Raw genomic sequence first — 23,076 nt, forward strand, 5'->3', positions numbered from 1 at the left:
GTTACTCCGCTCCGAACCGAGCCGTCGCGAACGCCTCGAAGGGAGCCGAGTACTGCATCAGCATTGTGCCGAGAATACTCATGAGAAGGACATATGCGACGGTAAACGAGTAGACGGCGTTTGCCAACTCGGTCGACAGTGACGCGCCTGCCCCGGTCAGGGCAACGGCGGCGATAATCAGGGAGAACTCACCACGAGTGACCATCCCGAGGCCGACACGCATTGACCGGCGCGGGGTGAGGGCGTACGCACGGCCACTCAGATAGCCCGACAGAATTTTTGTCGGCGTCGTGACGACGATAGCGGCGACGACGAGCTCTGCGACGCCGGCGAACAGTCGCGGGTCGGTCTCGACGCCGATCCAGAAGAAAAACACCGCCGCAAACGTGTCGCGGAGGGGCTCCAGCAGTCGTTCTAGCTTGTGCGTGTGAGTGGTCGGGGCAAAGGCCATCCCGATGAAGAACGCGGCGACGGCCTCGCTAACGCCGATAGCGAGGGCAAGCCCGGAGATGAAAACCGTGATACCGACGGCTCGCACCACGGTAAACTCGTTCGAGGTCGTCTGTAAGGCCCGCTCAAACCATGGCGTCCCGTAACGGGCCAGCAGCAGGAGCGCGACGATGAATGAGAGCGCGACGCCGACAGAGGTCGCGGCGGCCCCGAGGTCGGACCCACCGGTGACGAGCGCGGCGGCGATTGTGAGATACACCGCGATGAACAGGTCCTCGAACACGAGCGTCCCGAGCATTGGGTTGGCCTCGTCGTTGGCGATCCAGCCGAGGTCGATAAGCGACTTCGTGATGATAGCTGACGAGGAGATGTAAACGATGCCGGCGACCAGAGAGGCCGCAAGCGGGTCCCGAAACAGCGCGAACCCGAGCACGAGCCCGACACCGAAGTTGATGCCGAGGTCGATAGTCCCCGCTCTGGTGATGCGCTCCCAGCTGTCCAGCAGCCGGTCCAGATTGAACTCCAAGCCAAGGAAAAACAGCAGAAAGACGATACCGAGCTCCGCGCCGAGTTCGATAAACTCCGAGGATTCGACGACCGGAAGACCGTAGCCAGCGACGGCAACCTGCCCCGCGACAGACGGCGACAGTACCATCCCGATGACAATGTACAACGGGATCACCGACTTGTTCAGCCACACCGCGACGAGCGTAGCGGCTGCAACGGCGGCGAACAACACACCGATGCCGAGCAGGTCAGCCACGACAGCAGCCCCCCAGCGACTCGGTTCTGACCATCTACAGGTCCCCGGCCAAGAGCTTCTCAAATGACTCGCAGTTGTCGCGTTCGCCGATAACCACAACAGTGTCGCCGTCCTCGATTTCGACGGTCGACGTGGGGCCGGGAATGACATCGTCGCCGCGCTGTATCGCGACAACGGTGACGCCGGTTCGCTGGCCGACGTTAGCACCGGCCAGTGTCTCGCCGACCAGTGGCGAGTCCGCCTCGACCGCGTACCACTCGAGCAGCGTCCCTTCCGACAGCATCGTCTCGACGTGGCTGGATTCGACCGGCTGGAAGTACGCGCCTTCGAGTATCGTGCCGACCAGTCGGGCCATCCGGTCAGAGAGTTCGAGGAGTTTCTCGGAGTCTGCGTCCGCGCTCTCTTTCAGGTACAGTTCGCGAGTGCCCGTGTTGTGGGTCACGACGACCAGTTGCTGTCCACCGCCGATGTTTACCTCGTGTTTCTTTCCGACGCCGGGCAGGTCACTCTCGGTCACGTCCATACGCCGGGATTGCGTTCGACTGCGTATAAGCCTCTGTGCCCGGACCTCAGTTAGCGGGTCGCCGGCACCCGATAGGCGGGACCCAAAGGTATTAGTGGGTTCCTGCCAACGTTCAGGCAAGCCAACTTTCGCTAAAACAACTCAGCTTGTTTTAGCGTTGGGAGCTACCAATGCCACACGACACACTCCTGCTCATCGGTCGGGACACGTCACGCGCTACGCCCTTCGAGACACACGCTCGCCGCCTGCGTGAGCGCGGCGTAGCAACCGACGTGACGGTGCTGACCTACGACCACGAACCCCGTCGGGAGTTACGCGACGAACTGGTAGCCATCGATGCCGACCGCGTGTTCGCGCTGCCGATGACCGTCGCGCACGACCACTCAACAGTCACAGACGTGCCGGCGGCACTCGACGAAATCGACGCTGAAACGCACTACTGTGAACCAGTCGGTCGCAGCCCGCTACTGACCGAAGCGATCCGTGACCGTGCCGCCGCTGCGGTCCCGGAAGCCGCTGACTCCTCCGTCGCGCTCGTCGCCTTCGGCTCCAGCGGTAAACCGTATCAGCGGCAGGTGACGGAGTACCACGCCGAGCGCCTGCGCGAGCGCTCGGCCTTCGGCGAGGTCGAACCGTGCTATCTGCTCCAGAATCCGGCTGTCGAATGTGTCAGGTACAACCTCGCCCACGACCACGCTGTCGCCGTGCCGCTCTTTCTCGCGCCAACCGACGCGACCGAGTCACAGATCCCCGCCAAACTCGACCTCGATAGAGGCGGGCTCGCCTACACCGACACACTGGGTGACCACCCGCTCGTCACCGAGGCCGTCGCGACCGCCGTCGAGACGGCGCGGACGATGGCCGACACACGCACACCGCAGACCTTCGAGGCGACGCTGGCCGCAACAAACCGGCCGATGGCGACCGACGGCGAGGGTGATTAGGGCTGTCGCAGTGGCAGAACCGCGGACTCAGAACGAGAGGAAGCGATTTGTACCCACGGTACGTTCTGGCACATAGATGGTTCGCCGACGAGTAGCGCAGACGCGGGAGCAGGTCAAAGGGAAACTGGTGGCTGCGCTGATAGAAGACCACTCGCCGCGAGAAGTCGCGATGAGCTTCAGCGTCGGCGTGTTCCTCACCGCACTACCGACGCTTGGCACCGGCTTTATCGCCTTCCTCGTCCTCGCGTACCTGTTCAAACAGCTCAGCAAGGTCGCGCTGTTCGCGTCCGTCCTGATACTCAATCCGCCGGTCAAGTGGGGCGTGTACGCGTCGAGCTTCTGGCTCGGTAACCAGATTCTGGGGCCGGTGCCCGGCCTGTCGTTTGACGGCGTCTCTGTCTCGATGGGGAGCGACGTGCTGGTCCGACTATGGACAGGCAACGTCATTCTAGCCGTGGTGTTCGCGGCTGTCGGGTACGTGCTCGCGTTCCGGTTGATCAACGAGTACAGGCAGCGGCAGGCTGGGTCGGCTGCGGTCAGCTAATAGCGACTGTCGCAGTACGACCTCACTCCCGCCGCACGACAAACACCGAAAGATCCGAGAACCGTGTGTCGTCCTTGCTGTTGCCGCCAGCATCTTGCGCAAGGTCGCCGAGCGTCGTTGCGGTCCGAGCCTCGTCATCGTGGGTGAGCCGCTCGTAGACCAGCGCCGGTAGCTCGGGGTCGCTGCCGGCATCCAACAGCTCGGCTGCGATGTCTTCGGGCATCAGGTCGAAGGGGCGCGGCAGCACGAGCAGGTGTCGGTCGCCCACATCGTTCCGAAGCCGGTCGAGATCGGATGAGAGGTCGCCGCTCTTGTGCAGCGTGACAAATGTCGTGTCCTCCATCGGCGTCCGAGCACGGCTGGCAGCGATCTGGAGCGAGGAGATGCCCGGCACGATACGAACCGGACGGTCGACGGCACGCTGGACCTTCCCCACGAACTGGTAGCCAGAGTGGTTCGGGTCGCCCATCGCGACCGCAGTCCCGCGCTCGCCGCCGGCCACGCGTTCGGCAAAGGCGTCCAGCGTGTCGAGTTCGTCCCGGTAACCACAGGTCAGGAGGTCCGCATCGGTCCGGTCGGCGACGAACTCAACGACTGTCTCGAAGCCGACGACAACGTCAGCCTCGCGGATCGCCTCCTCGCCACGCGGCGTCAGGAAATCGAGGTTGCCCGGGCCGATGCCGACGGCGTGGACCGGCCCGTCCGCGTCGGGGCCCTCGGGCGCGCTCGCCGCAATATCGGCTGGGTCCGGTCCCGAATCGAGGTCGTAGTCGTCGTTCTCAGTCATCTATGGAGACCACTCCATCGCGGCTCACGGGTCGTTTCTCCCCGCTCACTCGTCTCGAGGGGGGAGGTCATAGATCGACCACCCCCTCTCGTACGTCTGAGGCTACGTGCACCAGTTCGTTCGTCAGCCCGGCGGCCAGCCCGCTCCCGCCGCGGCGGCCGACGTTCGTGATGGTCGGGACGCCATGTTCGGCGGCGACCTCGCGGAGCCGTTCCCGGCTCTCAGCAGCCTTGACGAAGCCGACGGGCGTGGCGACGACGACGGCCGGCCGAGTGCCGTCCTCAATGCAATCTGCCAGCGCGAGCGCCGCTGTCGGGGCATTTCCCACGACGGCGATAGCGCCGTCGTAGACACCCTGTTTGTCGAGTTCGAGCACTGACGCGGCCGTGCGTGTCATCCCGGTTTCGGCGGCCAGCTCCGCGCCGTTGCCGATGGCCTTCTGAACTGGGCAGTCGTGGCCGCGGCCGGTGATGCCGGCCTTGACCATCGTGATGTCGGTGACGATAGGCTGTTCGTCCAGCACCGCCTGCGCACCGGCCCGCACCGGCTCGTCGTCGTCCGCTCCGGTGAAGCGAACGAGGTGCTGGAACTCGGGGTCGCCGGTCGCGTGGACGGACTTCTGGCGAATCCGATCGGCCAGCGTCTCGTCCGGAACGAGTTCGCGCACGCGGTCCATCGACGTCTCCGCGATGTCCATTGCGTTCGAGGTGGTCGCGCCAAGGTCGGCGTACTCCTCGAAGCCGTCGTCGCTGTTCGCGTCACCGTCTGTCGCATCGTCCGTGTTAGTCGTCATCTGAAGTCACCTCCTCGTCCTGCTCGCGGGTCGCACTGCCCCCCGCTCGCTCGTTCGGAGAGCCTCGCTCCGGACCCCCCGTCGCTCGGCTCTCCAGGTCACCGTCAACTTCCAGATTCAGGTCCCGCAGGCGGTCCCGGGTCTCGTCGTCGGCGTCCCAGAGCCCGCGGTCGATAGCTTCGAGTAGCGTGTCGGTGATCGAATCCAGCGCCCAGGGGTTCACGTCCCGGAGCCAGTCCTGTCGCTCCTCGTCAAAGGCGTAGCGCTCGGCCACGTCCTCCCAGAGGGTGTCGCTGACCACGTCGGTCGTGGCGTCCCAGCCCAGCACCACGTCGACCGTCGTCGAGAGGTCCCCAGCGCCCTTGTAGCCGTGTTCCTCCATCGAGTCGAGCCAGGAGGGGTTGAGGACGCGGGCGCGCATCGCCTTCCGGACTTTCTCCTCGTTGGTGTACACGTCGACGTTGTCCGGGTCCGAGGAGTCCCCGACATAGGAGTTCGGCTCCTCGCCGGCAATCTCCGTGACCGCGGAGATGAAGCCGCCGTGGAAGGCGTACCAGTCCGAGGAGTCGAACTCGTCTTGCTCGGCGGTGTCCTCGATTTTGACCGTCGCGTCGACAGAGGACAGACGGCGCTCGAATGCGTCGTGAGCGTCGCTCACTCGGCCGCGTGACCCCATCGCGTAGCCGCCCCACTGGACGTACACGTCGGCGAGGTCCGAGCGGTCGTCCCAGTTACCCTCGTCGACGGCCTTGTTCGTCCCGGCCCCGTAGCCGCCCGGCCGGGTCGTGAACACGCGGTGTTTCGCCGCGCTCTCGGCGTCGCCCTCGTCCATGCCATCCGCGACGAGGTCGTCGGTCTCCTCCTCGACGTGTTTCTTCACGTAGTTCATCTCGTGGGGTTCGTCGAGGTCGACAACGGCGTCGACGGCGTCGTGGACGACCCCCGCTGCCGCCGGGAACGCATCGCGGAACAGGCCGGAGACACGCGTCGTCACGTCGATACGCGGCCGGCCGAGTTCCTCGAGCGGAATCGGTTCCACGTCCTCGACGCGGCCGGCGTCGGACCAGACCGGTTCGACGCCCATCAGCGCGAGCACCTGTGCGATTGTCTCGCCGCGGGTCCGAACCGTCGGCGTGCCCCAGACGACGACGCCGATTTCCTCGGGGTACTCGCCTTCGTCCGTTTCATGGCGCTCCAGTACACCGTCGGCGACCTCGCTGCCCACGTCCCACGCCGTCTTGGCCGGGACCTTCCGCGGGTCCAGTGTGTAGAAGTTTCTGGCTGTGGGGAGCAGGTCGACACCGCCACGGGTCGGCGCGCCGGAGCCGCCCGGCGGGACGTACTCACCAGCCAGCGCGTCGGCGGTGCGGGGAATCTCGTCGGCTGCGCCGGCCACCCGGGGGGCCGCCTCCTCGCAGATGTAGGCCAGCGCCTCGCGGAGGTCCTCGTGTGCGCCAGACCGCACGCGGGCATCCCCGAGCGGTTCGATGTCGACCACGAGAAGGTTCATATTCACCTCCGAGGTGTTGTCTTCGAGTTCGCTCTCGGGCACGTCGAAGTCGTGCTCGGCCAGCGTCCGGACGAGGTCTTTGCTGGTCTCGTGGACGTGGTCGGCGGCCTCAGCGTAGGTCATCCCCAGCGCCTCGTCGTACTCGCCGGGGGCGTTCCGGAGCTTGTCGTAGTCGACGCCCAGCACGCCAGCGACGCTCTCGCGCAGGGACGGCGCGCCGGGGTTCTCGAGGCGTGTGAGCGCGACCAGGTAGTCGACCAGTCGGTCGTCGGCCGGCGGCTCGCCCATCGTGTGCAGCCCCTTCCGGATCTGCGTCGTCTTCACGTCGGTGAGGTACTCGTGGACCCGTTCGACGAGGGCGTCAATGTCGAGGTCGTCGCCAGCCACGTCACCCTCAACGAGCGTCGACCCAGCTTCGTTGGGCCCACGGACGTCGGCTTTTTCGTCGATTTCGCCGGCGATACCGAGTTCGACGGCGAGGTCCAGTTCGTCCACTGTCTGGCGTATCTGCTCGGCGAGGTGCTCGCCGTCGTCGGTCCGGGCGTCCTCCATGCCGGCCTCGCGGTAGCGGTCGGCCAGCTCCTCCAGGTCGGCGAGGTCGTCGTAGGTCCCGGCGTTGGCCATCACCGGCGTCAGGTAGTCGACGATAGCCGCGTACGAGCGGCGTTTCGCCTGTGTGCCTTCGCCGGGGTTGTTGACGATGTAGGGGTAGACGTTCGGGATGTCGTCGATGAGCTGGTCCGGTGCGCTCTCGCCGTCCAGCCCGACAGTCTTGCCCGGCAGCCACTCCAGACTGCCGTGAGTCCCGAGGTGAACGACAGCGTCCGTCTCGTAGCTGTTGCGGAGCCAGCGGTAGAAGGCGACGTAGTCGTGTGGCGGCTGGAGGTCAGAGTCGTGGTATACCTTCGAGGGGTCCATGCCGAACCCGCGTGGGGGCTGGACCGTCACGAGCACGTTTCCGAACTCCACGCCGGGAATTGCGAACGGGCGCTCGGGCGGGTCGCCCCACTCCTCAACGACGTTCTCACGGAAGTCGTCGTCAAGCATCTCGAACCACTCGCCGTACTGGGTCGGCGAGACGGTGTCGACGCTCAGCTCGCGCACGTCTTCGGGCGCAACCCAGCGGTCGTCGAGGGTCAGTTGGGCGGTCAAGCGCTCGACAAGCGACTGGCCGCTCTCGGGCATCGTATCACCGAGGTCGTAGCCACGGGCGTCCAGCTCTTCGAGCAGATTCACCGTGCTCTCGGGCGAATCCAGCCCGAAGGCGGTCCCGATGCCGTCGTCACTGGGCGGGTAGTTGTGGAGGACGACGGCGACCTGCTTCTCGTCGTTCGGGGTGTGGCGCAGTTCGGCCCAGTTGACCGCCAGCCGCGCGACGTGGTCGATGCGGTCGTCGATGGGGAAGTGCTGTTTCGGCGCGCTCCCGATATCGGCGGCGTCGTCGGTCCGCTCCTTACCCGAGATGGGGTGGGTGATGACGTTGCCGTCGAACTCCGGCAGCGCGACCGAAAGTGCGAGTTCGAAGCCCATCACGCCCGTATCGCTGCTGTCGTACCGGGACCGGGAGCGCATCGTCGTCACGGTCTGGATGACCGGAACGCCGAGTTTGTCGAGGAACACGTCCTCGGCGCTCTGGCCTTCGTCGTCGGCGCTGCGGCCGCGCTCGTCCATCGACAGCGAGAACATGAACGACGAGCAGACTGCATCGACCAGCGGGTTGCCGTCAGCATCGAGGAGCCACTCCTCAGTGACCTGTTCGGCGTTCCACTGGCCCTCGGCGTCGGTCGCCGGTTCACAGAATATCGGGAGCGCGTTCGCCCCGTGGGCCTCAATGGCCCGGACCTGCGCGTCGACGTAGCGGGTGTTCTCGTGGGTCCAGTGGGACTCGTAGAACCAGACGGCGACGGTCGGCTTCGCGGGGTCGAACGTCGCCCGCAGTTCGTCGATGCTCGCGCCCGGATGGTCGGGATGGTAGACGCCCTCCGTCGGCAGCGTCACCGGGTCGTCGTAGGATGGGTCGGCGTCGCCGTACTGCGCCACCAGGTAGCGCACGCAGTTGGCGACGTTGCTCGCCCCGCCCTTGTCGAGGTAGTCGTAGACGGTGTCGCGGTGCTCGTCCGGAACCGACGTGTCCTCGAAGGCGAAGGCGTCGCCCGTCGCTTTCACCACGAGCGGGACGCCGGCCTCGCGCAACCGCTCGACGGCCATCTCGTAGCCGGGCATGCTGTCCTCGGCCCCGTGGAGCCAGAGGACGACGGCGTCGGCGTCGGTCAGTTCGTCGACGAACGCCTCGACCGCTGGCTCGTCGTCGAGGTCGCTCTCCGAGCGCACGACGAGGTCGGCGTCGACCTCGCCCGCGGCCCGCTGGACGGCCCCGAGTTCGTTCTCCGTCGCGGTGTAGAGTCCTAGCTGTGGCATAACGTTATTAAATCTCCGTTTGCACTAATACAAGTATGGTTGTATTCGGCGCGGGCAAAAAAGCTTCGCAGGGACCGACGTTCGCGGCCGTCGTCGGCCAGCGCGACCTCAAGGACGGCCTGCTCGCGGTCGCGACGGACGACGACCTCGACGGCCTGCTGGTCCGCGGCGAGAAGGGGACAGCGAAGTCGACGGCGGTGCGCGCGCTTGCCGACCTGCTGCCCGAGCAGCGCGCGGTCGCGGACTGCCCCTACGGCTGTCCGCCAGACCGGCCCGACGAGCAATGCGAGGACTGCCGGACACGCTCAGACCCGCCGGTCGAAACTCGTTCGGTTCCACTCGTGACGCTCCCCCTCGGTGCGACCCGGGACCGCGTCGTCGGCACGTTGTCGGTGGCCGACGCGCTCGACGGCGACCACGAGTTCGACCCCGGCCTGCTCGCCCGCGCGAACCGCGGCATCCTCTACGTGGACGAGGTGAATCTGCTCGACGACCATCTCGTGGACGTACTCCTCGACGCCGCCGCGAGCGGCCAAAACCGGGTCGAGCGCGATGGCGTCACCGTCACCCACCCCGCCGAGTTCACGCTCGTCGGGACGATGAACCCCGAAGAAGGCGACCTGCGCCCGCAGTTGCGGGACCGCTTCGCCCTGCAGACCGAGGTGTCTGCCTGCGAGGACCTAGAGGAGCGCGTCGCTATCATCGACCAGGCGCTCGGGGAAAGCGATGACGAGGAGAGGCAGACCGAACCGGACCGCGGTCCGGGCGAGCGCCTGCGGACCGCCCGCGACCTGCTCCCGGAGGTCGACCTCGCCCGCGAGTTCCGCGAACAGATCGCCGAACTCTGCCGGGACGCCGGCCTCGACGGCCACCGCGGCGATATCGCTACAGCGCGGGCGGCCAGAACCTTCGCCGCGCTGGACGGGCGGACGACGGTACTCGAATCGGATATCGAGCGGGCCGCCGAGTTCGCGCTCCCCCACCGGCTCACCTCCCGGCCCTTCGAGGACGCGCCGGACGTGGACGACGTGCTCGACGACCATTTCGAGGACGAGGAGGGCGAGGCTGAGGAGGAGTCCGCCGATGACGAAGAAAGCGGTGAGGAGGGGGGTGACGCGGACAGCGACGAGGAAGCGGGGGCCGGCGACGAACCGGAAGATGACGGGGCCGGTTCTGTGGGTAACGAAGACGAGAGCGAACAGCAGGACCAGCGGCCGGACAACGGAGAACAGTCCAACGAGGACGGCGACGACGAGTCAGGCGAGCGCGGCGAGCAGCCGACGCCCGCTTCGGCCGACAGCGACGGCGAGCGGCAGGAAGCAGAGGCCGGCGACGGCGAAGGAGCGGCCGGAGACGACGGTGGGGAGGGGGAGTCCAACCAGTCCGACGACCCGGAAAACGCCACCCCGCTGCTGCCGGGCCAGTCCCGCGCCACAGTCGGCGACAGCGGCGCACCCGACGTGGATGCCCCGTCGGTCGACACAGACGGTGGGAACGCAAGCGGCCGTGCGAGCGCGACAGGGACGAAACGCGGTGCAACGGTCCGAACCGAGCGCGCCGGCCGGGACGATGAGGTCGACGCCGCAGCGTCGGTCCGGGCGGCGGCCAGTCGCGGGAGCGGCCGTGTCGAGTCACGTGACCTTCGGAAGTCCGTTCGTGCAGGCGACGCCGAGACGCTGGTGGTGTTCGCCGTCGACGCGAGCGCGTCGATGCGCCCGGCGATGAAAGCCGCAAAAGGCACAGTACTGGAACTGCTGAAAGACGCCTATCAGGCCCGCGACGAAGTCGCGTTCGTCACCTTCGCCGGCGAGGGCGCGGACGTGGTACTCCCGCCCACTGACAGCGTTTCGCTGGCGGCACGCCATCTGAAAGACCTCCCCACAGGCGACCGGACACCACTGCCGGACGGGCTGACGGCCGCCTGCGAAGTGCTCGACCGGGCGGACCCGGATGCCGGCGTCGTCATCGTCGTAACCGACGGGCGGGCGAACACCGCCGACGGGAGTCCGGTCGCAGCGACCAGAACCGCGGCGCGAACGCTCGGTGAAGCAGCCACCCGGACTATCGTCGTGAATGCCGGCGAAGCGGGCCGTGCTGGATTACTTGACCTCGTTGCAGAGGAAACGGACGCGTCAGTGGTCTCACTGGACGCGCTGACCGCGGAGCGCGTCGATGCCGTCGCCAGCGACCAGTAGCTCTTGGTCGGCGCTGTATCAGGCGGAAGTTTTACAATCTTACTTGTTCTTAAGACAAACGAGATTTCAATGCAGGATGACACTGATACCAAACACGCGGCGGATAGCGTGTACGACCGTATCGAACGCGCCAGAGCATCCCTGACTGGCCCACAGATCGCCATCGCCGTCGCGCTGGTGGCGGCGCTCGGCTTCACGCTGCTGTTCGTGCAGGACCCAATGCTGCACGACTCACTGCACAACTTCCGCCACAGCGCCGGCATCACCTGCCACTGATGGCGACTGACTACCTCGAACGCGGCGCGATGGCCGGCGTGGCCGGCGGGCTGGTCTACGGCCTGTTCATCGCGACGGTCGGGAACGCCTTCACCGCTGGACTGGAGACATTTGAGCACAGCCACGGCGGGGGCGGCCCCGTCGTCTCCGAACTCACGACGACCGTCGTAAGCATCGGCGGCGGCGTCCTCTGGGGCCTGCTGTTCGGCGTTGCAGCGTTCGGGATGGTGTACTTCTTCCTCGAACCTGCAATCCCCGGCTCGGGCGCGACGAAGCGACTGGCGCTTGCGGGAGCCGGCTTTCTCACCGTCTCCGGCGCGCCGTGGCTCGTCTTGCCGCCACAGCCACCGGGCGTCGAGCAGGCGCTTGGGACAGAGACGCGCCTCGCCTGGTACGCCGGCCTGATGGCACTGGGGGCGCTGGTCGCAGTGCTCGCCGGGCTCGCGTATCAGCGGACAGCGCGCCACCACACCGCCATTCGACTCGGAGTCATGGCGCTGCCGCTCGCACTGCTCGCAGTTCCGGTCGCGCTCGCACCGGCAAACCCGGTCCACGGCGACGTGCCCGCGGCGCTCGTCGCGGCCTACCGCTGGACGGTCGTGTTCGGCCAGCTAGTGCTGTGGGCCACCATCGCTGGTGTACACACGTGGCTCGGCGAGAACGACACCGCGGCTGCGGACGAGCGGGACTATCCAGCGACAGCAGACTGACGGAACGACACGATTCAGATTTTTCCGGCAACCGTCCCGAGATTCAGCGCCAGCCCGACGATAGCGACGACCGCGGCGATAACGAGGTTCGCCGTCGTCCCGCCGGCGCTGAACGGGGCCGTACCAGCCGACGCCAGTGCGCCGAACCCGATTCCGGCGACGACGAGCGCCACGCCGGCCAGCCCGACGAGCATCGTACCGGTCGGGCCGAACCGACCAGCCGACCGGTTCTCGTACCGCTCCAATGCGTCGTACATCGTCCCGGTGACCGTCTCCTCTAGGTCCGACATCTGTTCTGAGAGGTAGGTGTTCAGCGTCTCCTCGTGCTCGTCGAGTTCCGCGGCGCGCTCGGAAAGCTGCGCGTCGTACTCTGTCAGTTCGGCCTCGCGCTTGTCGAGGTCGGTCTCGCGGTCGTCAAGCGCGGCTTCGCGTTCATCGAGCCGGTACTCCCGTTCGTCCAGTTCCGCCTCTTGCCGGTCGAGTTCCTCCTCGCGGGCGTCACTCTTCTCTTCGCGCCGGTCGAGCTCTGCGCTCCGCTGATCGAGGCCCATCTCCCGTTCATTGAGCCGGCGCTGCATCTGCGCGAACTCCCGTTCGCGCTCGGTTGGGCGGTCGTCGACGGTGCTGTCGTCGGCGCTGTCATCGACGGTGCTGTCGTCGTCGGCTTCGTAGTCCGCCGCCGGCTGTGCCTCCTCGTGGTCCGGGTCTGTGTTATCAGCCATACTGGGCTCCTATACCGAGACGCTACGGCTATCGAACGGTTAGTTTGACACCACATAACACAGTAATCGGAGCCAAACCGGGGACAGCAAAGAGTCGTCTGGAGTGCCGTTACAGCCGAGATCGCTACGTCGACGCGTCAGCGACGGGTGTCTCGATTCGATGCAATCGGTACGCGCCACGTTCGTGGCCCTCGTCGTGGTAAACGACCGGTTCCTCGACAGCAACAGCGGTCCCATCGGAGACTGCGGCTGCCGTCACGACGCCGTCGGTGTCCAACGTATCGAGGGGGCCGTCGACAACATCGAACAGTCGAAGCGCGTGGTCGTCGGCGTCGCGGTCCCGGAAGTTCTGCGCGCCGGGAACGGCCAGCAGCGAGCCATCAGTTCCCAGTCCGCTAGCGAAGCCGCCCACGGGCGCGTCCCAGCGGCGGTTACCATCGAGCGAGACACCAGCGGCGGTGTGCTCGTTCGGGTGGCGGGCGTCCGTTTCACGGCCGTCCTCTGGATATGTGTTGCCGGTGACGAACACCGCGCCCTCGTCCGTCGCGTGGACGTGGTTCGGGTACGCGTAGACGGTGTCACCGGCCACGTCGGTCGGCGTCGCCAGTGGGACGCGCCAGCGCTCCCGGCCGCCGCTGTCGAGCCGGTAGCCGCGGTAATCGCCGTGGCTGGAGACAACAGCGCCGTCAGCCAGCAGCGCAACGTCGCCGACACGACGCTGGCCGTCGGTCCCGGGGTCCCACATCCAGCGCGGGTCACCGTCGTCGGCGTCGAGGACGACGAGGCCGTGCTGGTGGTCGCCAGGACACCGGTTGTACGCGACGGCGACGCGGTTCTTGTCAGCATCGAGCGAGATGGGTGAGCCGTCGGTCCGGTATGTCCAGTCAATGGAGCCATCAGCTCCGAAGGCGTAGACGACGCTCTCGAAGTGGCGAAGGTCGTTCCCGTCGTCGTCGGTCCGGCGCTCGTATCGCCGGGCAGCGGCGTAGCAGCGGTCACCGTCGGTGGCGAGGCTGGCGACGAAAGGTAATAAGAAGCGCGTCTCCTGCTGGGCCTCGCCGAGGTCCCCGCGGGTTTCGTACCGCCATCGCAGGTCGCCGCCGGCATCGTGACAGCGGATCTCGCCGCGGACGCTGCGTTCGCCAGTGACGACACCGCCGTCGAAAGGCACCGCCGCGACGACACTCGGTTCGCCATCCGTGCCGTACTGCCAGCGCCGGTGTAGCGGACCGGCGTCCGCCGACACGTCGAACGCCTGCAGGTCCCCATCAGCGGTGCCGACGACCGCGAGACCGCTGGTCAGCGTGACCGCCGAGCGGCGGCCCTGATGGCGCGAGCGGGCCGGCGCTACGTCCCCGAGGTCAGCGGTCGGGGCGCGCTGGCTACTCATCGACCGGGAAGGCCTCGTGAAGCACGTCGTGGGCCTCACCGAGCCCGGCGAGGACATCCTCGCCCTGCATGGTGATGCGCGACACCGCCCGCTCGGCGTCGCGGACGGCGACCAGTCGCCCCCGGAGGTAGTCGTACTCGGGGTCGTCTTCGGGGGTTGCGGCGATTTCCTCTTCGAGGTCCACGAGCGCGGCGTCGAGGTGGCGCTCGATGGCGGCGAGCGTCTTCGCGCCGGCGAGGGCCTCTATCGGGCCGGTCATGTGGCCCTCCAGCTCCTGTTCCGCGTGCTGGCGCGCGTGGTCGTCTTCGGTACCGAGAACGTTCATGAGACCCAGTCGGAGGGCCTCGATTTCGTAGCAGCTCATGTGTGTAATGAATTGGGTGTGTGCTCAAAGGGTCTGGTCAACGAGTTCGCTTACGATGCGGTCGCGGTCCAGATGTGAGGAGACAATCTCGGCGGCATCCTCGTCCTCAACGCCGCCGTACCAGACGCCGTCTGGGTAGACGGCGACCATGGGCCCCTCGCCACAGCGGCCGAGACACGACGACCGCGTGATGCGGGCGTCGCACTGGTCGCTGTCGCGGGCGGCCTGCCGCAGGCGTTCGAGGACCGCTGGCGCGCCGTCCTGGGCGCAGGTCTGGTTCGTGCAGACGGCGACGTGTTTTTCCGGGGCGTCGTGGACGTGCGGGTCGTCGTCGACGTTCTCGCGGTCGGCGTGTTCGGCCTGATGGGTCAGCGCCCGGAGCATCGCGCGAGCGCCGCCCTGGTCCTCCTCGTAGCCGTCGAGTTCGACCTTGTACTTGCAGGTGTCACAGGACATCTCGACGCTTCCGGTCCGAGCTTCCTGCCAGCGGTCGCCCAGCACGTCCAGCAGGCGCGTGTCGGTCCCGAGCGGTTCGCCGGGCGCGGCGTCGACGTAGGGGTATTCCTCGTCGAACTCGCGTGCGCCGTCCTTGATGCGGCCGGTCAGCACGCCGTCCCCGAGCATGTACGGGATGACGACGACGGCATCGGGTCGCGTCTTGGCGATGTCGTGTAGCGTGTCATCGAGCAACGGCTCGGTGACGCCGATGAACGACGCCTCGACCCGCGAGAACTCGCGGCCCTCGTACAGCAGGCGAGCGAGCTTGTGCACGTCGGCGTTGGCGTCCGGGTCGCTGGAGCCACGGGCGCAGACGACGGCGGCCACATCGTCTTCCTCGCGGTCGACGCCCAGTTCGGCCTCGACGGCCGCCGCGCGGTCGTCCAGCAAGTCCAGCAGGGCCGGGTGGACACCGAGATGCGCGCCGTTGTTGATGGTCAGTTCAGGGTGGGCCTCACGGGCCTGCTCGACAGCCAGCGGCACGTCGTTTTTGACGTGACTGGCGGCAAACAGGGAGAGGTGGACCACCGATACCTGCGAGACGGCTCTGGCCAGCCCCGCGATGGCCTCGTCGATAGCCGGCTCGGCCAGTTCGAGAAAGGCCGCGTCGACCGGGATGCCGAGTCGGCCCTCCAGTTCGACCGCAAGGTCGCGGACCTGTTCGTTCGACTTCTCGCGCCGGGAGCCGTGGCCGACCAGCAGCACCGCTTCGTCGTCCAGCGTCTCCGGCGCGGTGATAGCTTCACTCATCGGACTCGTTCAATGCTTTTCTGGAGCTTGCGCCGGCGGCTCGGCGCGAACAGCCCCGTCTCTTCGCTGCCCTCGTACAGCCAGTCACCGAGGACAGGTGCCGCGTCGTCGGCCACGCCGAACCAGTAGCCCGACGACGTCTCCGAGAGGTCATCGTAGGGCGCGTCGACCGGACAGCGGTCGAGCAGCGTCTGTATCGTCCGGAGCAGTCGCTCGTCTTCGTGGACAAAGGAGATACCGACCGCCTCGTCGTCGGACTTGAAACACACCGTGCCACAGCCTTCGAGCAGGCCGCGGAGGAGCTGGCGGTCGTAGTCGGCCAGCGCGTCGAAGCGGTAGCCGCCCGACTCGCCGTCGAACGGGAGGCCAAGCGCGGCGCTGGCACGGTCAGCGAGGCTGCCGACGACCTGCACCGTGAACTCCTCCTCCTGACGGGTAATCGAGGTGTCGTGGGCATACGCCCGCTCGACGATGCGGCGGTCGGCCCGCTCCGCACCGGCGATGGAGGCGAGCCGCCGAGCGGCCGTCTCGTCGTTCGTCCGGACAGTGATACAGCCGTCCTCGCACTCGCCGTCGCCGGTGACCCGGCCCCAGAAGTACGCCGTCTCGGGGTGGGCTGCGAGCATATCGTTTGGCGCACCGGTTTCAACGCTCATGGCTGGACCTCCTCGTGGTCGCTGGCGGCAGGTGTATCGGCGGCCCCGGCGTCCTCCTCGACAGATTCCACGTGAATCGCATCGAGCGGGCAGGCCGCAGCGGCCTGCTCGGCATCGTCCCGCCGGTCGTCGTCGAAAGTGGCCTCGATTGCCGTCTGGTCGTCCGTCTCGATAGCCGCCAGTCCCTCGCTATCCTCGACGAAGCGGTCGTCGCGGACGAGACAGGCAAACACGCCGTCGCAGGCGTCGCGGTCGATAGTGATTCGGTACATTAGTAGTCGTACTTAGTTTCGTAGCCCCGCGGGGTCACCATCCGGTCGTCCCAGACGTAGGTGTCCTCGTTGCCCACGAGGAGGGTGGTGGTCATGTCCACGAGGTCAGTTTCGCCGAGTTCGGGCAGTTCGCCGAGTTCGACGATTTCGACCTGCTCGTCCTCGCGGCCGGCGGCGTGGACGACGCCGACAGGGGTCTCGGGGTCGCGGTGTTCCAGTAAGATTTCACAGCACTTCTCGTAGTTGTCCCGCCGTTTCCGGCTCCAAGGATTGTAGACGGTGATGGTAAAGCCCTCCTTGGCGGCGGCGTGGAGTCGCGACTCGATGGTCGGCATGTCGGTGAGGTGGTCCGACAGCGAGATGGAGACGGTGTCGTTGACCAGCGGCGCGCCGACGCGGGCGGCACAGGACTGGGCCGCCGGAACGCCCGGAACCACGTCGAAGTCGAGCATCGTCGCCGTCGCGCCCTTGGACTCGATTATCTCCAGCGCGAGGCCGGCCAGCGCGTACACGTTCGGGTCGCCGCTGCCGATGATGGCCACGTCGTTGCCCGCCAGCGCACGGTCGATTGCCTCTTCGGTTCGGGACACTTCACCGCACATCGGCGTGTTGTAGATGTCGTCGGCTCCCTCAGTAATCTCGTCGGGGAGCAGTTCGACGTAGGTCGTGTAGCCGACGATGTGTTCGGCGTCCAGCAGCGCAGAGCGGGCGCGGGCAGTCATCCCCTCCGGCTGCCCGGGACCGAGGCCGACGGCGATGAGCTGGCCCGGCTCGGCGTCGAAATCGTCAACGGTCGCACCGACTTCCTCCTCTTCGTCCGACTCACTGGACGAGGACGCGCCGCAGGAACTACTGCTGGACGAGGATGACGATTCGGACGACGACGAGGCCCCACACTTCGAGGCGCTGTCGTCGCTCGTGTCCGGTGTCGTTTCTGTGGACGAACTCGCCGAACTCGCGCCGCACTTGGAGGCGGTATCGGTCTCTGCTTCCGCTTCGCTCGCGGCCGTGCCGTCTTCTCGCGGGCCTTGCCCGCTCGAACGGTCCGCGGAACTCCGTTCCGCGCTACTCGCGTTCTTCGAGGCGCTGCGCGCCTCGCCAGCCTCGCTTGCGCCACACTTCGATTCTGTCTCGGTACTTGCGTCGGTGGTGTTGTCAGTGCTCATTGTCAGAAATCGTCGACGTCACGCCCGCCGCGCGGGGTGACGAGGAACTCCTGGTAGTCGTTGCGCCAGACTTCGGTCTCGTGGGTGCCGACGACGATGGACGAACCCATGCCGCCGACCTTGTCGTCGTGCTCGGGCAGTTCGCCAAGCGTGGTGATGGTCTCCGTCTCGTCGTCGAGGTTCCGGCCGGCCTCGCCGCGGCCAGAGTCGTTGACGATAGCAGCGGGCACATCGTCCGCTCGCTCCTCGCGGAGAACGTCGACGGCCCGCTCGTAATCGCGCCAGCAGTTGTAGAGGACGACGACGAAGCCGCTGATCGCGGCCGCCCGGAGCTTCTCCTCGATTTCGTCCCAGCCGCGCCATTTGTCCGACAGCGAAATCGTACAGAAATCGTTCGACAGCGGCGCGCCGAGGTTCGCTGCCCCCGACAGCGCTGCGGTCACACCGGGGACGATTTCAATGGGGACATCGTCGGCGTCGTCGGCGTCGGCCATCGTAAACAGCAGGTCGGACTTCCCGTAGACGTTCGGGTCGCCGCCGGAGACGTGGGCGATGTCCTCACCGGCGCGGACCCGCTCGAAGGCCTCGCGGGCGAGTTCGACCTGTTTGCCCATCGACGACCGGATGAGCGTCTGCCGACTGCCGTCGGGCCGCTCCAGTACGGCCCCTTCTTCGCCAGCGATTTCGCCGTCATCGGTTTCGCCGTCGAGTTCAGCCGATTGGGGCGGGAGCGTGCCGTCCTTCCGGAGGAACTCCTGATAGAGGTTCGAGGCGATGATACAGTCAGCGGTCTGGATAACGTCTTTCGCCCGCTGGGTCATGTCGTGGGGGAGCCCCGGCCCGATACCGACCACGTACAGCGTCCCGTAGTCGGCTGGACGCGTCGCCTCAGCCGCGGCCGCTGTCGACTGGCGTCCGTCGCTACTCATCCTCGGTCTCCGAGGGCCGCCGGTCGAATCTCGATACTGTGGCGCATGGTGAGTACAACGCCGCTTTCGCATAAAACAATTGTGCTTGTACTAGTCCAAGCGCAGGTGTTGGGAAGGGGTAGTTTGGTTGTATACGAGCTCGGGGAAGAGTCGAGAGCGGTGGCTGTGTAACCGTACTCACGTCGACGAATCGCAGCGCAAACAGTTCGATATCCCCCGGTCAGGTGTTCGTCAGTCCTCCGTCGACTACAACGCTCTCGCCGTTGACGTAGGAGGCCATATCGCTGGCGAGGAACGTCGCCACGTCGGCTATCTCCTCGGGTTCGCCGAAGCGGCCCGAGGGGATGAGTTCCTTCAGCATCATCTTCGTCGTGTCGTCGATGCGCTCGTCCTCGAACATCTGGGTCTTGCTGTAGCCCGGATGAATGGCGTTGACCCGGATGTTGTAGTTGCTCAGGCGGTCCGCGAGCGCGTAGGTGAACAGCCGAACTGCGCCTTTCGAAGTGCAGTAGTTGACCAGCAGGCCGGTGCCGCGGATGCCGCCGGAGCTGGACATATTGATCACGGTGCCGCCGCCGTTCTCCCGCATCGCCTCGGTTGCGACCTGCGCGCCGAAGAATACACCCTTCGTGTTCACATCCATCAGCCGGTCGTAGTCCGCCTCCGTGGTCTCGTAGAAATCCGCTATCTCGGAGATGCCGGCATTGTTGACCATGATGTCGATACCGCCCAGTTCCTCTGCCGCGGCGACAGCCACCTCCAGGTCGTCGGGGTCGGTCACGTCACACTCGACGAAGTGGGCCGTCCGGTCGGTCTCAGCTTCGACCAGTTCGTGGGTCGGTTTGCCGCCCTCGCGGGGGTCCTGCTGTCGGTCCGCAACGATAACGTCTGCGCCGTGCTCCGCGTACCGTCGGCAGATGGCCCGGCCGAACCCGCTTGCGCCGCCCGTAACGACCGCCACCTTGTCTTCGAGTAGTGTTGTCATACGCCATTTGTCATCACAGGCGCACATAATAAATAAGTTTAGAGTTGTACGATGACAGGAACTCGGGACAGCTGTGGACTCGCTGCTAAGGATAGTTCAGTAGCTGCTCGGTTGCGAAAAGCTGGAATCAAAACCCAATGGCTGACAAAAAGCGAGGTTAGCGCCCGATAGCGACGGTCACAGCCTCGTCGTAGCGGGTCTTCTCGGCCAGCAGGTCGTGTTTGCTGCCGGCGGCGATGGCCGACGCCTCGGCGATGCCCGGCCACCCGATGAGTTCCTTCGACCGCGAGGGGGTCGGTCCCTCGAACTCCTCCAACGTCTCCTTCTCGAAGGCAATGACACCTAGTCCCCACTCCTCAGCAGCGGCGAGCATGCCTTCCTCCTCGGCTTTCCGGGTGCCCGTTGCGACGAACTCCACATCGTCGCGGTCGAGGTCGGCCTCGTCCAGCGCCTGCTCCCAGGCCGCGTGGAACTGCTCGACATCCGCGCCGGTAACGCTGCCACAACCGAGCACGACGCCGTCGTCCTTGTTCCGCTTCAGGACGGTCACGTCGTCGTCGACCAGCACGGCCTTCGGCCCGTCAAGGCGCTCGATAGGGCCGAGTTCATCGTCCAGCACGGCGAGGTTCGTCGCCACGGTCGAGTCGCCGTTGACCACGTGAGCGTCCAGCGCCTTGGCCTGCTTCTCGACGCCCTGCTTGTCGGCAGCCTCGCTTGCGGTCGTCATCGCCGGCACCGCGCCCATGCTTGCGAGGTCGTCAGCGACCTGATTTGCGCCGTGGTGGCCGCCAGTTATCGGGATGGCCCACGTGAGTTCCTCGTCGACGACACAGATAGCGGGGTCGTCCCACTTGTCGTCGAGCAGGTGGGCGGTCTTGCGCATCGCGATGCCACTCGCCATCAGGCCGATGAAGCAGTCGTATTCGCCCCAGTACTCCTCGAACACGTCGCCGTGGTATTCGAGGATATCGATGGACTCGTAGCGGTCGCCGATACCGTCGACGATGTCCTCGGCCGTGTCCATCTTCCGCTCGAAGGCCACGATGGCAATATTCTCTGCTACTTCGCCGTCTGAGTCGGGTGCTTTGCAACCATGCGAGCCGGAGTCGTCGTCTGTGTCGGTGCTCATCAGTCATCAGCCTCCTGTGAATCCGCGTCGCTCCCGCGATTCGCCCAGTCGCCATAGAGGAACGACCGCTCGTAGTCCTCGCCGCCGACGGCGTCGCCGATGACGACCATGGCGGAGGCGCGATAGCCCGCGTCCTCCAGCTTCTCGCCGATGGTGGCTATCGTTCCCTCGATGACGTCCTCGTCGGGCCAGGACGCGTGGTAGATGGCCGCCACTGGTGTTTCGGGGTCGTGGCCGTCTTCGAGCAGCCGGTCCATCGTCTCGCTGACGGCGTGGGTCCCCAGATAGATGCAGGTCGTGACATCGCCCATACCGACGAACTCGGAGATGTGGTCCTCGTCCTCGTCCAGCGTCTTGCCCTGCGGGCGGGTAAAGGCGACGTGGTTGGCGACCTCGTTCAGTGTCAACTGGGTTCGCATCGTCGCGCTGGCGGCGAAGGCAGAGGTGACGCCGGGGACGATGTAGGTCGGGACGCCCTCGTGTTCGAGCGCGTCCATCTGCTCCAGGGCCGCGCCGTAGATGGCAGGGTCGCCGCTGTGAAGGCGGACAACAGTGTCGCCGGCCTCGTAGGCGTCCCGCATCAGCGGAATCAGCTCTTCGAGGTCCTTGCCGATAGAGGACACCGTTTCGGCGTCCTCGCAGTACTCCTCCAGCAGTTCACTGTTGACGAGCGAGCCGGCGTGGACCACGAGGTCGGCGTCAGCCAGCAATTCCCGGCCAGCGACGGTTAGCAGCCGGGGGTTGCCCGGCCCGGCTCCGACGAAGGGAATGCCCTCCTGCTCGTCGCCGGCACTGTACTCGTAGACGCGGTCGTCTCGGTTCCCGGCGACGGAGTCGATTGCCGTCTGTGGGTCCGTTTCGCTCGGTTCCTCAGTCATGCTTCACCTCGTCACCGCAGAGAACAGCTTCAGAGCGCTCCTGTCTCGCCAGTTCACCGATAGACTGCTCGCCACCGTCGGTCACGACACCGCTCTCGTCGGCCGCTTCGAGGAAGGCGTCGGTCGCCTGCTCGACGCGCGTCTCGGGCTTCTCGGCGTAGGCTAGCGTGTAGTAGTCTCGCTCATCGATATCGGTCGGGTCGTCGGTCACGACCGTCTCGCCCTGTTCCATGAACAGCCGGCGGCCGTACACCACGTCGTAGCCGGCCTCAACCAGCCCTTCGTGAGTGGCCGGCGCGTCGGTCACCTTGAACAGAATCATCCGGTCGGGGCCGGTCGGCGACGCGCCGCGGTCGGCCTCACGCAGCGCCAAGCTCGACCCGGCGGTGATTTCGACGCCAAGCGCGGTCGCAAACGCCGACATAGCGCTGACGCCGGGCACCACTTCGAGGTCGACTTCGGGGTGAAACGCCGCGAGCGTCCGCCGGAGATGGCCAAAGGTCGAGTAGACGTTCGGGTCTCCAAGCGTGACGAAGGCGGCATCGCCGTCGCGGGCGGTCGGCGCGATTTCGGCGGCGGCTTCCTTCCAGGCCGCCCGGAGTTTCTCCTCGTCGCGTGTCATCGGGAAGTCGAGGTCGCCGATGCGCTCCTCGGGGACGTGCTTGGTCGCAACCGACCGCGAGAGCCGCCCCGGCGAGTACACCACGTCGGCGGATTCCAGCGCGCGCTTCCCGCGGACGGTCACCAGGTCGGGCTGACCAGGACCGAGGCCGATGCCGTAGAGTGTCATCGCTGGCCTCCGTCGGTCGCCTCAGTCTCAGTCGGTGACCCGCCGTCGGCGGCAACGTCCTCGCTGGCGCTGCCGACGAGCATATACACCGGGTTCTCCGAGTCGAAGCTCGTCGCGCCGGCGAGCTCGTAGCCGTGGCTCACCTGAAACTGGACAACCTCTTCCAGAATGTCGCGCTCGCGGAAGGCCTCTGTCGCCGCGCCGGCGACTTCGAGCCGCGAGACGTTCATCACGATTCGGTCGACGCCGGTTTCGACCGCGTGGTCGAGAATGGCTTCATAGTTGCGTGACCCGCCGAGGAAGAGGGCGTCGGCGTCGTCCGGCAAGCCCTCCGGGGCCTCGGCCTCGCGCAATTCGATATCAGCGTCAACGTCGTTGGCGGCGAGGTTCTTGCGAGTCACGTCGAGTCGATTCCCCTTGCGTTCGAGCGCAGTGACACGCCCGGCCCGGCGCGCCGCCGTGATGGTGACGGCACCGGTACAGGAACCGACCTCCGCAAAGTGGTCGGACCCGGTGAGAGCGAGTTTGCTGGCGAGGACGGCCCGGACCTCCGGCTTGGTGGGACCGGCCTTCGCATCGTGTGGGAGCGAGACGCGGGACATCACGCTATACAACTACAGTAGCGCGTAAAACA

Annotated in this window: 23 protein-coding genes; 5 read left to right on the forward strand and 18 right to left on the reverse strand. The window is 66.3% G+C overall.

From position 1 onward, the window contains the following. Nucleotide 1 precedes the first annotated feature (1 nt). Together BDK61_RS00605 and BDK61_RS00610 are read right to left on the reverse strand one after the other, a co-directional pair. Complete coding sequence (locus BDK61_RS00605; RefSeq protein ID WP_121302024.1) at nucleotides 2-1,213, reverse strand: cation:proton antiporter; 1,212 nt, start codon at nucleotides 1,211-1,213, stop codon at nucleotides 2-4. 34 nt (nucleotides 1,214-1,247) lie between these two features. Then, the gene (locus tag BDK61_RS00610) at nucleotides 1,248-1,736 is read right to left on the reverse strand and encodes a cation:proton antiporter regulatory subunit (protein ID WP_004964894.1); all 489 of its coding nucleotides are present in this window, start codon (nucleotides 1,734-1,736) and stop codon (nucleotides 1,248-1,250) included. 170 nt (nucleotides 1,737-1,906) lie between these two features. Between BDK61_RS00610 and BDK61_RS00615 the strand changes: the two genes are divergently transcribed. Both BDK61_RS00615 and BDK61_RS00620 read left to right on the forward strand, forming a co-directional pair. After that, nucleotides 1,907-2,680 (forward strand): CbiX/SirB N-terminal domain-containing protein, encoded by a 774-nt coding sequence (locus tag BDK61_RS00615; RefSeq protein WP_007189681.1) that lies wholly within the window; start codon nucleotides 1,907-1,909, stop codon nucleotides 2,678-2,680. Between the two features lie 76 nt (nucleotides 2,681-2,756). Then, nucleotides 2,757-3,224 carry a DUF2062 domain-containing protein gene (locus tag BDK61_RS00620; RefSeq protein WP_121302025.1) on the forward strand — a complete coding sequence of 156 codons (468 nt, stop codon included), beginning with the start codon at nucleotides 2,757-2,759 and terminating at the stop codon, nucleotides 3,222-3,224. Between the two features lie 22 nt (nucleotides 3,225-3,246). Here the strand turns inward: BDK61_RS00620 and BDK61_RS00625 are convergent, their stop codons facing one another. The 3 genes from BDK61_RS00625 to cobN form a co-directional block, all read right to left on the reverse strand. After that, the gene (locus tag BDK61_RS00625; RefSeq protein WP_121302026.1) at nucleotides 3,247-4,011 is read right to left on the reverse strand and encodes a cobalt-precorrin-7 (C(5))-methyltransferase; all 765 of its coding nucleotides are present in this window, start codon (nucleotides 4,009-4,011) and stop codon (nucleotides 3,247-3,249) included. A 67-nt stretch (nucleotides 4,012-4,078) separates the two neighbouring features. Continuing rightward, a complete protein-coding gene (locus BDK61_RS00630; RefSeq protein WP_004964906.1) occupies nucleotides 4,079-4,804 on the reverse strand; it encodes a precorrin-8X methylmutase in 726 nt (241 codons plus the stop codon). After that, nucleotides 4,794-8,732: a cobaltochelatase subunit CobN gene (gene cobN / locus BDK61_RS00635; RefSeq protein WP_121302027.1), complete on the reverse strand. Its 3,939-nt coding sequence runs from the start codon at nucleotides 8,730-8,732 to the stop codon at nucleotides 4,794-4,796. Before cobN ends, BDK61_RS00630 begins: the two co-directional genes overlap by 11 nt. A gap of 35 nt (nucleotides 8,733-8,767) precedes the next feature. On the opposite strand from cobN, the gene BDK61_RS00640 reads away from it, so the two are divergent. From BDK61_RS00640 to BDK61_RS00650, 3 genes are all read left to right on the forward strand, one after another. Further along, the gene (locus BDK61_RS00640; RefSeq protein WP_121302028.1) at nucleotides 8,768-10,927 is read left to right on the forward strand and encodes a VWA domain-containing protein; all 2,160 of its coding nucleotides are present in this window, start codon (nucleotides 8,768-8,770) and stop codon (nucleotides 10,925-10,927) included. Nucleotides 10,928-10,996: 69 nt separating this feature from the next. Beyond that, the gene (locus BDK61_RS00645; RefSeq protein WP_004964917.1) at nucleotides 10,997-11,203 is read left to right on the forward strand and encodes a CbtB domain-containing protein; all 207 of its coding nucleotides are present in this window, start codon (nucleotides 10,997-10,999) and stop codon (nucleotides 11,201-11,203) included. Further along, nucleotides 11,203-11,913, forward strand: coding sequence for a CbtA family protein (locus BDK61_RS00650; RefSeq protein WP_121302029.1), 711 nt, complete (start codon nucleotides 11,203-11,205; stop codon nucleotides 11,911-11,913). The genes BDK61_RS00645 and BDK61_RS00650 overlap by 1 nt, the downstream gene beginning before the upstream one ends. Nucleotides 11,914-11,927: 14 nt before the next feature. On the opposite strand, the gene BDK61_RS00655 is transcribed toward BDK61_RS00650, so the two are convergent. The 13 genes from BDK61_RS00655 to cbiT form a co-directional block, all read right to left on the reverse strand. Continuing rightward, entirely contained in the window at nucleotides 11,928-12,635 is a 708-nt protein-coding gene (locus BDK61_RS00655) for an Rnase Y domain-containing protein (RefSeq protein ID WP_004964923.1), read from the reverse strand. A gap of 124 nt (nucleotides 12,636-12,759) precedes the next feature. Further along, a complete protein-coding gene (locus tag BDK61_RS00660) occupies nucleotides 12,760-14,025 on the reverse strand; it encodes an outer membrane protein assembly factor BamB family protein (protein ID WP_121302030.1) in 1,266 nt (421 codons plus the stop codon). Then, the gene (locus BDK61_RS00665) at nucleotides 14,018-14,389 is read right to left on the reverse strand and encodes a DUF3209 family protein (RefSeq protein ID WP_004964927.1); all 372 of its coding nucleotides are present in this window, start codon (nucleotides 14,387-14,389) and stop codon (nucleotides 14,018-14,020) included. The genes BDK61_RS00660 and BDK61_RS00665 overlap by 8 nt, the downstream gene beginning before the upstream one ends. Nucleotides 14,390-14,413: 24 nt before the next feature. Continuing rightward, a complete protein-coding gene (locus tag BDK61_RS00670; RefSeq protein ID WP_004964930.1) occupies nucleotides 14,414-15,637 on the reverse strand; it encodes a CbiX/SirB N-terminal domain-containing protein in 1,224 nt (407 codons plus the stop codon). Further along, entirely contained in the window at nucleotides 15,634-16,293 is a 660-nt protein-coding gene (locus tag BDK61_RS00675; protein WP_121302031.1) for a cobalamin biosynthesis protein, read from the reverse strand. The genes BDK61_RS00670 and BDK61_RS00675 overlap by 4 nt, the downstream gene beginning before the upstream one ends. Continuing rightward, nucleotides 16,290-16,565 carry a ferredoxin gene (locus BDK61_RS00680; RefSeq protein ID WP_121302032.1) on the reverse strand — a complete coding sequence of 92 codons (276 nt, stop codon included), beginning with the start codon at nucleotides 16,563-16,565 and terminating at the stop codon, nucleotides 16,290-16,292. Before BDK61_RS00680 ends, BDK61_RS00675 begins: the two co-directional genes overlap by 4 nt. After that, nucleotides 16,565-17,731 (reverse strand): precorrin-3B C(17)-methyltransferase, encoded by a 1,167-nt coding sequence (gene cobJ, locus BDK61_RS00685; RefSeq protein WP_004964938.1) that lies wholly within the window; start codon nucleotides 17,729-17,731, stop codon nucleotides 16,565-16,567. The genes BDK61_RS00680 and cobJ overlap by 1 nt, the downstream gene beginning before the upstream one ends. Before the next feature lie 2 nt (nucleotides 17,732-17,733). Beyond that, nucleotides 17,734-18,660: a precorrin-3B C(17)-methyltransferase gene (locus BDK61_RS00690; protein WP_005536421.1), complete on the reverse strand. Its 927-nt coding sequence runs from the start codon at nucleotides 18,658-18,660 to the stop codon at nucleotides 17,734-17,736. Between the two features lie 220 nt (nucleotides 18,661-18,880). Then, on the reverse strand, nucleotides 18,881-19,645 hold the full coding sequence (locus tag BDK61_RS00695; RefSeq protein ID WP_004964943.1) for an SDR family oxidoreductase: 765 nt from the start codon (nucleotides 19,643-19,645) through the stop codon (nucleotides 18,881-18,883). Nucleotides 19,646-19,802: 157 nt separating this feature from the next. Continuing rightward, nucleotides 19,803-20,774 carry a cobalt-precorrin 5A hydrolase gene (cbiG, locus tag BDK61_RS00700; protein ID WP_121302033.1) on the reverse strand — a complete coding sequence of 324 codons (972 nt, stop codon included), beginning with the start codon at nucleotides 20,772-20,774 and terminating at the stop codon, nucleotides 19,803-19,805. Further along, a complete protein-coding gene (locus BDK61_RS00705; protein WP_004964950.1) occupies nucleotides 20,774-21,652 on the reverse strand; it encodes a cobalt-precorrin-4/precorrin-4 C(11)-methyltransferase in 879 nt (292 codons plus the stop codon). The genes cbiG and BDK61_RS00705 overlap by 1 nt, the downstream gene beginning before the upstream one ends. After that, nucleotides 21,645-22,442, reverse strand: a complete 798-nt coding sequence (locus BDK61_RS00710; RefSeq protein ID WP_004964953.1) for a cobalt-factor II C(20)-methyltransferase — start codon at nucleotides 22,440-22,442, stop codon at nucleotides 21,645-21,647. Before BDK61_RS00710 ends, BDK61_RS00705 begins: the two co-directional genes overlap by 8 nt. Next, the gene (gene cbiT / locus BDK61_RS00715; protein WP_121302034.1) at nucleotides 22,439-23,044 is read right to left on the reverse strand and encodes a precorrin-6Y C5,15-methyltransferase (decarboxylating) subunit CbiT; all 606 of its coding nucleotides are present in this window, start codon (nucleotides 23,042-23,044) and stop codon (nucleotides 22,439-22,441) included. Before cbiT ends, BDK61_RS00710 begins: the two co-directional genes overlap by 4 nt. Nucleotides 23,045-23,076 lie beyond the last annotated feature (32 nt).

This window comes from Haloarcula quadrata (assembly GCF_003634715.1).
In the GTDB taxonomy this organism is placed as follows: Archaea; Halobacteriota; Halobacteria; order Halobacteriales; family Haloarculaceae; genus Haloarcula; species Haloarcula marismortui.